This is a genomic window from Vibrio sp. VP6 (assembly GCF_028823755.1).
Classification (GTDB): domain Bacteria; phylum Pseudomonadota; class Gammaproteobacteria; order Enterobacterales; family Vibrionaceae; genus Vibrio; species Vibrio parahaemolyticus.
On the sequence record NZ_JAPEID010000023.1, the window covers coordinates 1 to 13,147 of the forward strand.

Genomic DNA, 13,147 nt, shown 5'->3' on the forward strand with positions numbered 1-13,147 from the left:
CAACTTTAGGAGGTTTGGTTTCTCGTCTGAATTACGCAACAAAGCCGGTAATACGCGCATTAAAACGCCACGTAAAAAGAACTATCACTTCACAGCAGATATGACCGACCAAACTATTGAATGGTTGAACCTGCAGCACAGCTATAATGCTGACCAACCGTTCTTCGCTTACTACGCTCCGGGTGCCGCACACGCCCCTCATCAGGCCCCAAGAGAATGGATTGATAAGTTCAAAGGCAAGTTCTCAATGGGCTGGGACAAACTAAGACAAGAGTCGTTTGAACGTCAGAAGAAGTTAGGCATTATTCCACAAGATACGGTTTTGCCACCAATGCCAGACTTTGTGCCTCGTTGGGATTCTCTCTCATCTGATGAAAAACGTGTCTTCGAACGCCAAATGGAAGTTTATGCAGGCTTCTTAGCACACACTGACCATGAGATCGGTCGAGTCATCGACACACTCAAGAAAAATGGTGAATTCGATAATACCTTAATCTTCTACATTGTCGGCGATAACGGTGCGAGCGCAGAAGGCAACCGTAACGGAAGCTTCAACTCACTGGCGTTCTATAACCTCATCACGGAAGATCCTAACCGCGTGCTAGAAAACATCGATAAGCTAGGCGGGCCAGATAGCTTCCCACACTACGCTTCAGGCTGGGCCGTAGCGGGTGACTCTCCATTTACTTGGACGAAGGGAATGTCTTCAGACTTTGGTGGCACTCGAAATGGTATGGTCGTGAGTTGGCCTGCGGGAATCGATAATAAAGGCCAGCCTTTACGCGATCAATGGTCTCATGTTGTAGATATTGCTCCGACAGTACTAGAAGCCGCCAATTTACCAGTTCCAAAAGAAGTCGATGGTGTTGAGCAAATCCCGATGGCAGGCGTGAGCTTCACTAATACATTTAAGGAAACAAAAGCACAAACACGACACAAACCTCAATATTTCGAACTGGGAGGTAACCGTGCCATCTATCACGAAGGGTGGCTAGCGCGTGTTACTCACTGGGCTTTAACTGAGGGGTCAACTAAGTTTAGAGACCTACAAGATGATAAATGGGAATTGTACGACACAACGAAAGATTTCTCTTTAGCCAACGACTTAGCAAAATCTAACCCTCAAAAGCTTGAGGAGCTGAAGAAGCTATTCGATAAAGAAGCAGAGAAAAACCATGTCTACCCTATCGATGATCGCACAATGGAACGTGTGAACGCAGAAATTGCGGGCCGACCTGATGCTCTGTTTGGTAAGAAGAGCCTAACGCTTTATGAAGGTGCGAGAGGCATCCCTGAAAACTCCTTCTTAAATATCAAAAATAAATCGTTTGATATTGTTGCGGACATTTCAACAGACAATGCGTCAAAGACTAACGGTGTGATTATCGCGCAAGGCGGTAACTTCGGTGGTTGGACGTTATATGTGAAAAACGGCGTCCCAACCTTCGAATATAACTGGTTAACCTACGAGTACACTAAAGTCTCTGGTTCTAAACTAAAAGAAGGCAAGAACGAGATTAAAGTGGCATTCCGTTACGACGAGAACGGCCAAGGTGGTAAAGGTAACGCAGCTGGCAGAGGTAAAGGCGGTAACGTTTATCTCTACGTGAACGATAAGCTTGTTGAGAAGAAACTTATCCCTAACACAAACAGCCGCTTGTTCTCGCTCGACGATGGCGTGGGTATTGGTGAAGATGAAGGTGGCGCGGTGAGTAAAGACTACCAAGCACCATTCGAGTTCAATCAAAAAATTGAACAAGTCACAACCTCTATCGTTCAATAGCGATAAATCTCCTGAGTCATTATGTTAATAGTGGCTCAGGAGTCACTTCGCACTCCCGTTGATTTCCCCAACAATTCATTACTCGAGTTCAAGATGTCCAAAGCCATTGACCTAAACTTAATCAATACATTTATTGTGGTGACCGAGTGCCTTTCTTATACGAAAGCGGCGGATAAATTAGGTGTAACTCAGCCAGCGATAAGTGCTTCCATTAAACGACTAGAGCGCACAACAAACACAAAGTTATTTACGAAACGAGGGCGAAATATTGAGCTAACCAGCACGGCCCAGAAATGGCTGCCTCAACTACAACAAGCACTAAGTGTAATCGATAGCGTGATCACCCAACCTGCTCCCTACAATGTTTACTGTTCAAATATCTATCCGGCTCAGCAATCCAAGCTTGAAAATGTCTTTTTTCATGAGTCAACATTAAGTGAAAACCATTTATTCTCTCTGCTTTACAGCAATGAAGCGGATTTACTATTGGGGGATATTGAAAGCAGAGAAGCGTCAATTATAGTGGAAGATGTTTGTCGAGAGCCTTGTGTTGTTATATGTCGAAACGGTCACCCAAGGATTAACGAGCACATCTCCACCGAGATGTTAAGCGACGAAAAACATTGCGTACTTGCCAGTAAATGGAGTTTTGATACTGAGTTTGAAAAACATTTGGGCTTGATCGTCAAATCAAACAATATCGATTCTATCGCATCTAACTATTTGGGCATTCTCACCCACGTAGCTCAAAGCGACTGCATCGGAGTCATTCCACTATCTTTGGCAAAGAAATGGGGAAAAACCTTTAATATTAAGCATTTTACTTCCCCTTTTAGCGCTTGCTTTATTCAATATCAAATCGCATACCACCAACGAAAAGTGAACTGTAAAAGGCATGGAGCGATGCGAGCGTTGATAAAATCTAAAGTATTAGAAGATCAACAACGTATCATTTCATCAGTTGATTCCCCACTACTTTTCAACAGATTTTATTGACAAAAAAGCCGTTGTTCATCAACGGCTTTCTTTTCACTTTCATTGCTTCAATACAACTGATTAATGAGAAAAGCTAAAAAGCGATACCTATCACGGCTTCCAACATTTTTAACTCTTCATGAGTCAAAAAATCTGTCGATTGCCTGCTGAGCACACTGCTATTGAATTCAACTATTGCTACATTCTGTTGCTCGTCTTTTTCATTTTTTGGTTGCTCCGGGGAAAAGTTGGTATTTTGCGTAACCATATTTGCTCCTACCCTATGCTTTATTTAGAGAAGCACTAAGCCATTTACTTCCGCTGCTTATGCGAATTTTTTTATCATGTCAGAGAGTTCATTCGTACAGTTTTGCACTCTGCTGTTCATCTGGTTGGTTTCTGTCATCAGATCATACGACTCGCTGTATTTCAAATTGAGCGATTGGATGTTCTCATTGATTTCATCTGTGACGTAGACCTGCTCTTCGATGGCGACGGCTATCTGTTGATTTCTTTCTACAACATCTTGGATCAACGACTCTAGCTGCTGAATACTCTCAAGCGCCGTTCCAAGCAAAGTAACCGTCCCTGTAGACATCTCGTTGCCTTTCTCCAACGCAGAAACCGCAGACTTACTGCCATGTTGAATGCTCTCAATCGCAGATTTGATCTCTGTTGTGGACTCTTGAGTTCGTTTGGCAAGCGTTCTCACTTCATCCGCGACTACCGCAAAACCACGACCTTGCTCGCCTGCCCTTGCCGCTTCTATCGCAGCATTCAATGCCAGAAGATTGGTTTGTTCGGCAATGCCATTAATCACCTCAATAACCGTCCCTATTTGATCCGTTTGTTGATTCAAACGCATCACCACTTTCGAAATCTCACCCAACTCGCCAACAAGGTCGAGAACAGAATGGTTAACGTTATCGATAACATTGCGGCTATCGGTCATGGTGTTTTGCGCTTTCAGCGTCGCATCTGCGGTTGCTTGAGCATTATGAGATATCTCGGAAGACGAGGCTTGCATCTCATTCACTGCGGTTGCAACAGAATCAATTTCGATTTTTTGCGCGCTTAGGTTCTCAGTAACGCGCTCACTGTTATCCGCCGCGCTATCGGCATTCGTTTTCGTCTCTTCACAGGAATCTTTTACCGAAACTCCTACTCTGCCTAACAAGGCGTTCGCGAACTGCTTCCTCATTTTCATAGCCAGTTCGATTTCTGCAAGATCATTCACTTTCCCACAGTATATGTATTCCATCAACGGGTTATTGAAATCCTGTCTTGCTTGTTTAGCCAGCTTCTCAATTGGTCTGGTCAACATGTAAATGGATAATGCCGAAAGTAACGCTGCTGCGCTGAAAGCCACCATTGGTGATTGATTCATCTCTAGAAGTAACAAGCCCAAAAAGTTCGAAATAAAAAGGAAAAAGGCAGCTCTCATCCAAAGACGTGTTCGAGGTAGGTAAAGTTGAAGCGGTTTTTTATCATTTCGCAGTTTCGCGTAAGCTTTCTCTGCTCGTTTGACATAAATACGTTCTGGTTTAAAACGGACAGATTGGTATTCAACAATTTCACCGTTGTATTTGATTGGCGATGCAAACGCATCCACCCAGTAATATCCTCCATTTTTTCGTCTGTTTTTCACCATTCCCATCCAATGTTTCCCAGCTTTGAGATGAGACCAGAGGTCTTTAAACGCCTGTTTAGGCATATCTGGATGGCGAACAACGTTGTGTGGTTTTCCTATCAACTCTCCTTCTTCAAAGCCAGCAACTTCATTAAAATGCGCACTGGCATATTTGATGTAACTTGATGGGTCGGTTATGGAAACGAGACTGTAGCTCGCAGGATAATCGTATTCCTTTTCACTCATATACATGCATCCTTACATTTAATAAATAAGTGCCACATATGAGTGTAGCAGCACAATATCCATACGCATAATGATGACTATATGGAAATATTACCGCGACTTATTGAACAGCAGATTCGTTACATAAGTCTTTCGTTTCTGGTCGTAACAATCTTTGCTTTGGTTAAAATTAATACTGACATCCCCTTCCTTAGGCCCTTGGTTAGTTGTTATAACTAGTCCAATACAACAATAACAAGGAAGACAAACACAATGGCTATTCGCTTTAGTCAGCTTGCTGTACAAGGACATACCACCACACTTTCCATTGATGAATGGACAATCGATAACAATGACTCTTGGGGCATCTTCAGTGCAGAAGGCGACATCGGCTCCCTGCTAGGCGATCTGCTTTGTGGCGAACTGAAACCCACACAAGGGACTTTGGATCTTGGTGAATTGAAAGTCGCGCAAGTATCGCTTTCAGAGCAACAACGACTACTTGAACGTGAGCTAGAAAAGGACGACACCGATTTTCTCGATCGTATCGACCAAGGCAGTACCGTTTATGCTTTGATTTTTGAGTGCTGCCAAGATGCAGCAACAACGGAAAGACTGCTTGAAGAGCTCGACCTTCACCATTTAAAACAGAGCGGTTTTCGTGTTTTATCGACTGGCGAGACCAGACGAGTCATGCTCGCTAGAGCGTTGGCAACCCAACCTGACCTTGTGCTTCTGGATAATCCTTTTGTCGGTCTAGATGTTGCCCACCGCGCTTCACTCGCAACCTATTTGCACTCGCTTTCGCAATCCGTCCAGATGTTGATTACGTTTTCTCGCGAGTCCGACATGCCAGAATGGATAGATCATGTGGCGCTATTTAATGCCGGCAGTCTTGACAGCACAATGAATAAAGAGAGTTGGGACAACCACCCGATAATCGAACAAATCAAGTCACAATCCCAAAAACAAAGCGAAGAGATGATGGGGTTGATACGACGTCACCAACACTCTACACACTTCGATGATCCTATTTTCGAACTAAAAAATGGCCAAGTTGAATACACTGAAAAACGTATTTTCACTGACCTGAATTGGCGCATAGATAAAGGACAACACTGGCAAGTTAAAGGGCCAAACGGCTGTGGTAAAAGTACGTTATTGGGGCTGATATTTGGCGATCATCCACAATGCTACAGTAACGACATCCACATCTTCGGCAAGAAGCGAGGCTCTGGCGAAAGCATCTGGGAGATAAAACAGCATATTGGCATGGTTTCCTCTGCACTGCATCTTCAATACCGAGTGAATTGCAGCGCGTTAGAGGTCATTCTGTCTGGGTTCTACGACTCGATTGGCTTGTATAATCAGCCTTCGCGTAAAGAGATTGACGTAGCTAAAGAGTGGCTTGATATCTTACACATGCGTCACTACGAAAAAACGTCTTTCAAACAGTTGGAATACGGTCAGCAACGTTTGCTGTTGATCGCGCGCGCTATAGTGAAGCAGCCAACGCTACTCATTTTGGATGAGCCTTATCAAGGTCTCGACTTTTTAGGACGACGCTTGGTAAAAAACACGTTGGAACTGATTGCACGTGAAAATCTCAGCCAATTGCTTTACGTCTCCCATTACCAAGAAGACAGCCTTGAGAGCATCAAAAACGATCTTGAGTTTGTCTTCGATGACGAAGCGCAGTGTTATCGCGCTCAAATTCATCACTGGTAATGCGTAACAAGAGCTAGGAAATCGGCTGCTGCGCAAGCAGGGAATATGGTAAAGGTTTGGAATACAGGTAGCCTTGATGGTATTGCACTCCCATATTTTTCAAATGCTCTGCTTGCGCCGGCGTTTCGACGCCTTCGGCAATCAACTTCACTTGCAGCTCGTCCGCAAAATGAACGATGGCATTCAATACGGATGCACTCACACTTTGAATGCCTATTGTTTCAACAAAACACTTGTCGATCTTCAAATAATCAATTTTCATGTGCTGCAAAAATGCTAACGACGTTTGCCCAGTTCCAAAGTCGTCGATCAGTACATCAATTCCGTGCACACGCAACGCTGCAATATGCTTCCTTGCTTCCCCATTGATCAACTGACGCTCCGTAATTTCGATGCCGAGCGACACATTATTCTCACTTAGCTTTCTGTGGATGAGTTGCAGTTTTCTTATTACATGAGAACCGACAAGGTAACCAGGAGGCACATTGACACCAAGATGCACCGGATGAGTAAACGTCAGTTTGGAGAAATCGTCCGCAGCTTTTTCTAAAACGTAGTCAGTTAGCAACGATACTAACCCGTTCTGTTCTGCCGCAGGAACAAATTCATCTGGAGCAATAAAACCTTTTTGTTGATGCTCCCAGCGTATCAGCGCTTCGTAACCAAACACGCATCCGCTTTCAACATCAATTTGAGGTTGGTAATACAAAGTTAATTCGTTTTTTTTCAGTGCTTTTTTTAGTTCTGCAAGAAGGTTTCTTTGCGGATCGACAAACTTGTTTAACGCGTATAGGCAAAGATAAATCATCGCGATAATAGGCACAGAATAGATGATGTAAGAAATCAACTTTTGCTCGACAAATAAATCGCTAGCTTCAGCGAGCGCTTGGTATTCAAACACCTTAGATTCATTAAAAGCAATCGGGTTTGTACCTTTTCTGGATGCGCCAGCGGGCACCACGTCGTCATGAATAAACAAAGCTGACCGCTTGAGGCGTAAATCGTTGTTAAATCCAATTGTCGCGCCAAAATAGTCTCTATCAATGATGGTGATGGCTTTATATGTCTGCTGCCCTTGTGTCACCACTAGCAGCAATGGCTCATCTAGACCGTTTATCTGACCGAAGGTTAAGGCATGATTGGGCGTGAAGGTTAAGTATTCAGAAAGCGGTTTGGATAAGTGTCCAAGCTTCGATGAGCAAATGATCTCATCGCCTTTGACAATGAGCATTTCATCGATGTCTCGCTCAAACATCAGGTTTTGCTGCAACTGCTCACACCGTTCTGGATGAATAAGCGCAGTTCGGTTTTCAGTCTCAATTTGAAAGAGAATTTCGTCCGCGATTTGTATGTTCTTTTCGAGCAAGTGATCGAGGTTACTTTGCACACTCTCGTGTGCCAAATACAAAACCTCCGCAAATACCAAAGGAAGTGGCAGAAAAAAGATAGCAGCTTTCTTAAGAAGCATTTTATTCAGCATATAAAAGCGACCTTTTATAAACCGATTGACTCAGATGGTACCGAGAAAACGATACCCACCAGCAACTCACGTTTACAATATTATTCATTAGATTTATTGAGTATGCGAGACACCTCCTACTCTCGCAAATAAAACAAAATCTTAATTGTTTAAGTTCCAGTTTAGTGGCAAGAGACTCAAAGGTGAGACATCCACTTTTCAAGTTTTCTTCAATATTTAACCGCTCACTGCCATTTTCTCATTAAGTGAGAATTACTCATAAAAATTATTTTTCTTTTCTCAGTGATTAAGAATTATATTTGTCCTATATCTTTTAACACGTTACAACTCTCTCATGACATTAAACAAAGCCAACGCTAATCAGGTAAACGAAAAGGCACTGCAATTATTAATGCAAGTTGCGGTAAGCCAATTCCCAGTCTCTGCGAAAACACTCAGCGAACAATTGAACGTTCCATTAAGCAGTTTGTATCGACATCTAAAACTGCTGAAAGAATGGAACTTGATTGAAGAAAGTGTGCACGACAAGACGTTTGTTGTTGGGCCAGCAGCCTTACTGTTGATGCACAGCTATGAAACCGTTCAGCACGGCCTTGATATGGTTGAAACCATCTTGGCGCGCTTGGTGCAGCAAACGGGGGAAATGGCGGCGTACATGGTGCCATCGGGTTATCGAGCGCTTTGTGTCAGACAAAAAGAAAGTATGCAGGCGCTACGATGCAGCTTCGTCCAGGGTCAAAGTCAACCCCTGCTTCGTGGCGCCTCATCTAAAGTGATGCTGGCTTTTATGCCTCAAAGTCGTTGCGAAAAGATCTTACGTTACTTTAGCCAAGATCATCGCTTAGACGAATGGGAAGAGGAGCTCGCCACAATCCGAAAGAACGGCTATGCCGTAAGTACCTCCGAGATTGACCCTGGTGTTTCTGGTATCAGTGCGCCAGTCATGAAAGGAAGTAAGCTGGTTGGCGCAGTTTCGGTTATGGCTCCGGCACACCGAGTAGAAAAGGATAAGCAGCGCATTATTTTGCATGTGTTGCAGGCGGCAAGGGCACTACCACCAGAAAGGTAATTCAACATGTTAAGCTTTTTCAAACGCTATAAGTTTCATCACACACCAAAGCAGCCGCATCATTATCCTTTTTCTTTTATGACGGTTTGCGAACACTTAGCCTCTATGTCTAAAGGTGCGTTTGAATTAGCAGACCAAAGTTTGGAAAACGCGAGCGAATGGTTGTATCAACAACATGATCACGCGACAGCAGCGAATTTCGGTCATTTTTCTCACTCAAAATTAGAGAGTGGTGAATTTCAGGAAGCATTGAGCCTATCGCTTTCTCGCCACTCTATCCCTGTGTTGGTTTCTAACTGCACGGAAGCCATTTTATCGATGCTTCCTGTCGTTGTGTCGTACCGCGATGAAGTGGGCATTGTGAATATCGGCCATAAGATGAGCCTAAAGCCGACGCTTGAACCTCGCATGGGTTCAGCGTTTCACTTTGCCCTTTCTCGCTATCAAAATGTACGGCTATTTTTTGCTGGCGTAAGCGAGCAAGACACGAAACAAGAAACCTTGGAATACGCTGAAGATCAAGGCTGCGATTGGGTAACGGATCGTGAGTTTACGTTCAGACATCGCAACCACGTAAAGCAGCAAATCAGCAATTATTTGGATCACTGTGACCAAATCATTGTGACGATAGATTTGGGTTCGCTATCAACGAAAAACAATCTTGAAGGTACGCCATCGCTGGATATTCAAATGGTACTAAGAACATTAAGGCTGTGTTTGGTATCTGGTAAGGTAAAAGCGATTCAACTTGTAGGCGACCGTGACCGATTGGTGTATTCACGACAAACCAAAGCCATTCTTGAGGAGTTGTATCAGATGGCTCCCCTGCTCGACCACGCGGCGTAGCGAATAATTGTACAGAATAAGGCCGTCACTTGGCCTTATTCTGGTAGAGCCTCACCTTTTATTATCATTTACTAACAAATACTTACACCATCAATGCGACATATGTCACATTTATCTATTGAACAAACAACCCATCTAAGTTCTAATATTCTTACATCACTATGGTATGACATACGAAATAAAAATCCCCATAGTTCAATAACTAAGCGGTTCTTCTAATAATATTTAGCCGCTATTTTTCTGAGACACTTATTTTCTCTCGCTTGATGTCATTCAGTTCCACGAGATTTAGGATACTTAATGATGCGTCTTTACTGCGTTATTGCTACGGCCATGTTGATGCCGTTAACAGCACAAGCAACGGTTTATGACGTTGCGAAACCATCTGAGCTAAACCAAATATGCTCAACTCATAGTTCTTTTGATATTCAAAGAACAGACACTACCTTTTTTTGCCATGGCAAGATCGTATTACCCGCTGGTGATTCCATCATCTCCTCTTCACCTGAGAACGAAGTCATACTAGAAGCTCATCAAGGCATTGTTTTAGAGGGCAATAACCGAATTGGTGAGCCTAATAAACGCATCTCACTTCGCTCGCTTTCAGTCGAGTTGAAGGTTAACAATGAGCAAGCTTCTAGCATTGAAGATTACCAAAACAAACACACTGTTATTTATGGTGACCTTCTGTCGGCCTACCCAACAAAACTGCATAATGTTCTCATCGATGGGGATATAGTGCTAACGGGGTCGACGCTTCATATTGACGGTAAGTACAACACCATTATTGGTAAAATTTTGACTCACAGTACGACCGATATATTCAATGCTAACGTTTGTGGCACCATTGAATCAAAAGGCCATCAATTGCATCTCAAGACGAAGCACCCTTTCCAACAACATTTCGTCGTCGGTGATATTGTGGCGCACAGTTCTCTGCTTATTGATGATATGGCGGTTTACGGCACGACGGAGTCCAAAGGTGCATCTGCCGCACTGAACGGTTCGTTCTACGCGAAAGATACTGCGATTAAGTACTTCCAGACATTAAACTTTAATCAAGGTGTTGGAAGTCAGGTTTGCGGCGAAATCCAACAAACGCCGGGAAGCTCGCACTCTCATAGTGTAACTGGCAAGTATTCTCAGTTCTGCGGCGTTGGCCAATCACGTTGTGATTACTCGAGCTCCATTTGTCCGAGCACCGCAACTCCGCCGCCCGAGTGTAGCATGTTGCCTCCAAGTAACGATGACTTGGGCCTGACGGTGACACCATCTGATGACATGGCGTTGATGTGCGGTGACGATCTCCCGCAATTCACAGCGATCACAACCAACAACGATGAAGTAGTCAGCGCACCCGTGATGGCAATATTGTCTGATTCCGACTTGTTCACGCTAGAGGTGGTGAAAGGGAAACCGACCTCAACTGAAAACCAGTTTCAATCTAACGATAGTGGTGAGCTCGTTGTTCGTGTGATTCCAAACGACATCGATAAGATCGCATTAGACGCCAATTACTATCTGACTTTCACGATGGTCGGAGACTCCGCTAAGGAGCAAACAGTCAACTTCATGTTTACGCCGTTTATGTTCGAAGCGTATTCAAATGAAAGACGGACACTGAATGAAATTCGAGTCATCGCTGGTAAACCAGAAAATGTTCATACACGTCTGCTCGCTTGTGCCTCCACAGGAGAACCCGTCGTTGCCAGCAATTACAATGGTAAACCCAAAGTAGTTCACCCTTTGATTAAACCTCTCGGTGGAAGCGAAGGTGATTTTAGTTATTCTGCTGAGTTCAAAGACGGATTATCGGAACATGGCTTAATTACTAACGAATCCGGACTGTTCGAGGTGACGTTATCTGACCAATTCGAATGTAAAGGATTTTCAGAGTGTCCGGACGACGGCACAGTTGAAGTAACAGGCAAGTTTAATGTGTACTCGCGACCATGGACCTTGGCAATCTGTGAGAACCAAAACACCTTGCCTTCAGGCACATCCGAACAAGGTGATAAGTTCATTGCCGCTGGCGAACATTTCTCGTTAACGGTGAAACCCGTCATCTGGCAAAAAGGGGGTTCTATCAGTGATCCTATCGACTCATCAGCTTATTGTGATGCTTTGGTCACGACCAACTTTATGCATGATGGCGCACCAGCAGCATCGGTTGTTTTGTCGAGCGAGCAACACTCGCCTTTAAACACGGCAAACCAAACCTCGACGCTGTTGAAAAGTAATTATGCGTTAACTCAAGGACACCAATCAGCCAAGAACCATCGCTTCGTTTTTAACGGATTGTATTGGGAAGAAGTCGGCAGCTTGAAAGTGAAAGCAAACCTCGGCAGTACGTATTTTGGCATGAAGGTTAACGAAGGCTATCGCCATATCGGACGTTTCTATCCGAAGTACTTCAAAGTGCAAAGTCAAGATTGGACTTACCCTAAAAACCAAGGCTTTGTATACATGAATCAACCGTTTGAGAAAGTTACCTACGATGTGGTTGCGCTAAACGCAAACAAAGAGGACGTAAAAAACTACGCCCATTTTGCGCCAAGTCTACAACAACATTTTTACTTAGGAGAGCTTGGCGGATACCAAGATCGTTTTGTGCCACCAGCACCACAAAAGGCAGAATGGAAGCGCATCGGCGATGCCAGTATCGGTCAGTTTGTCATTGAAAAAGCATCTACAAATGCAACGTGTCACAACAGCCCGTGTTGGGAGAAAGATAAAACTAAAGGCCATTACCCTGATGGCCCGCTCAACCGCGGTGCAAACAGCAAGAGCAGTAAAATTGGCTTAGTGACTACTCACGTGGTTGATGAGGTGAACTTCTTCGATGGCGGTGAAATTCTGACGAAACAACCAGACATTCGTTTTGGTCGTTTGAACTTTAAGGATGTTGGCGGAAATCAAGGCATGAAGATCAAAGTGCCATTGGACGTAGAGGTGTGGCAAAACGGTAGATTTGTTACAAACTTTGATGACAACTCGACAACCGCAAATGGTGCGTACTACACCAGCACGCCTATTTGGTCGAACGCACCGGTAAATAACGCCCAGTTATCTGGTGTTGCTAAGATGAGTGTTGGCAGAACCAACGACATCATTGCAAGCCAAATTGACGCGGCAAGAGAACAAATTCAGTTCAGCCTAAATCTAGATCACTCAGGCAACCAACTTCCTTGGCTCAAATATGACTGGGAAACTTCGACTCCCGAAGAAGAAAACCCGCCAACAATAGTCACGTTTGGTATTCACCGTGGAAACGATCGCATTATCTATCGTGGTGAGCCGAATATGCTTGGCTTAAATTAGCATCTTAAACCAACACTAGACGGCAAATAAAAAGAGCCCCTCAATTGAGGGGCTCTTTCGTTACAAACGAATGTAATTATCTAACCGTGT

The 13,147-nt window shown here is 44.0% G+C and carries 9 protein-coding genes; 6 read left to right on the forward strand and 3 right to left on the reverse strand.

The window, feature by feature from the left end:
- On the forward strand, positions 1-1,783 hold a 1,783-nt coding region (locus OU793_RS14985; RefSeq protein ID WP_274647797.1), incomplete at its 5' end, for an arylsulfatase.
- Positions 1,784-1,804: 21 nt separating this feature from the next.
- Positions 1,805-2,779, forward strand: coding sequence for a LysR family transcriptional regulator (locus OU793_RS14990; RefSeq protein ID WP_049875468.1), 975 nt, complete (start codon positions 1,805-1,807; stop codon positions 2,777-2,779).
- A 73-nt stretch (positions 2,780-2,852) separates the two neighbouring features.
- On the opposite strand, the gene OU793_RS14995 is transcribed toward OU793_RS14990, so the two are convergent.
- Together OU793_RS14995 and OU793_RS15000 are read right to left on the reverse strand one after the other, a co-directional pair.
- On the reverse strand, positions 2,853-3,026 hold the full coding sequence (locus OU793_RS14995) for a hypothetical protein (RefSeq protein ID WP_005462086.1): 174 nt from the start codon (positions 3,024-3,026) through the stop codon (positions 2,853-2,855).
- A 57-nt stretch (positions 3,027-3,083) separates the two neighbouring features.
- A complete protein-coding gene (locus OU793_RS15000) occupies positions 3,084-4,634 on the reverse strand; it encodes a PAS domain-containing methyl-accepting chemotaxis protein (RefSeq protein ID WP_005487868.1) in 1,551 nt (516 codons plus the stop codon).
- 252 nt (positions 4,635-4,886) lie between these two features.
- Here OU793_RS15000 and modF point away from each other — a divergent pair, with 252 nt between their 5' ends.
- Positions 4,887-6,341: a molybdate ABC transporter ATP-binding protein ModF gene (gene modF / locus OU793_RS15005; protein WP_005498459.1), complete on the forward strand. Its 1,455-nt coding sequence runs from the start codon at positions 4,887-4,889 to the stop codon at positions 6,339-6,341.
- 13 nt (positions 6,342-6,354) lie between these two features.
- Here modF and OU793_RS15010 read toward each other — a convergent pair whose 3' ends face one another.
- Positions 6,355-7,821 carry an EAL domain-containing protein gene (locus tag OU793_RS15010; RefSeq protein WP_020835076.1) on the reverse strand — a complete coding sequence of 489 codons (1,467 nt, stop codon included), beginning with the start codon at positions 7,819-7,821 and terminating at the stop codon, positions 6,355-6,357.
- A 334-nt stretch (positions 7,822-8,155) separates the two neighbouring features.
- On the opposite strand from OU793_RS15010, the gene OU793_RS15015 reads away from it, so the two are divergent.
- The 3 genes from OU793_RS15015 (at position 8,156) to OU793_RS15025 (ending at position 13,057) form a co-directional block, all read left to right on the forward strand.
- Positions 8,156-8,890, forward strand: coding sequence for an IclR family transcriptional regulator (locus OU793_RS15015; protein WP_140103562.1), 735 nt, complete (start codon positions 8,156-8,158; stop codon positions 8,888-8,890).
- A 6-nt stretch (positions 8,891-8,896) separates the two neighbouring features.
- On the forward strand, positions 8,897-9,736 hold the full coding sequence (locus OU793_RS15020; RefSeq protein ID WP_140103561.1) for an arginase family protein: 840 nt from the start codon (positions 8,897-8,899) through the stop codon (positions 9,734-9,736).
- A gap of 300 nt (positions 9,737-10,036) precedes the next feature.
- Entirely contained in the window at positions 10,037-13,057 is a 3,021-nt protein-coding gene (locus OU793_RS15025) for a DUF6701 domain-containing protein (RefSeq protein WP_031413353.1), read from the forward strand.
- Positions 13,058-13,147 lie beyond the last annotated feature (90 nt).

Bases quoted from the DNA above. Each gene is read 5' to 3' on its own strand.
- modF (WP_005498459.1), top strand. From the start codon at position 4,887: ATGGCTATTCGCTTTAGTCAGCTTGCTGTACAAGGACATACCACCACA.
- OU793_RS15000 (WP_005487868.1), bottom strand. From the start codon at position 4,634: ATGAGTGAAAAGGAATACGATTATCCTGCGAGCTACAGTCTCGTTTCC.
- OU793_RS15025 (WP_031413353.1), top strand. From the start codon at position 10,037: ATGATGCGTCTTTACTGCGTTATTGCTACGGCCATGTTGATGCCGTTA.
- OU793_RS14990 (WP_049875468.1), top strand. From the start codon at position 1,805: ATGTTAATAGTGGCTCAGGAGTCACTTCGCACTCCCGTTGATTTCCCC.
- OU793_RS15010 (WP_020835076.1), bottom strand. From the start codon at position 7,821: ATGCTGAATAAAATGCTTCTTAAGAAAGCTGCTATCTTTTTTCTGCCA.
- OU793_RS15020 (WP_140103561.1), top strand. From the start codon at position 8,897: ATGTTAAGCTTTTTCAAACGCTATAAGTTTCATCACACACCAAAGCAG.
- OU793_RS14995 (WP_005462086.1), bottom strand. From the start codon at position 3,026: ATGGTTACGCAAAATACCAACTTTTCCCCGGAGCAACCAAAAAATGAA.
- OU793_RS15015 (WP_140103562.1), top strand. From the start codon at position 8,156: ATGACATTAAACAAAGCCAACGCTAATCAGGTAAACGAAAAGGCACTG.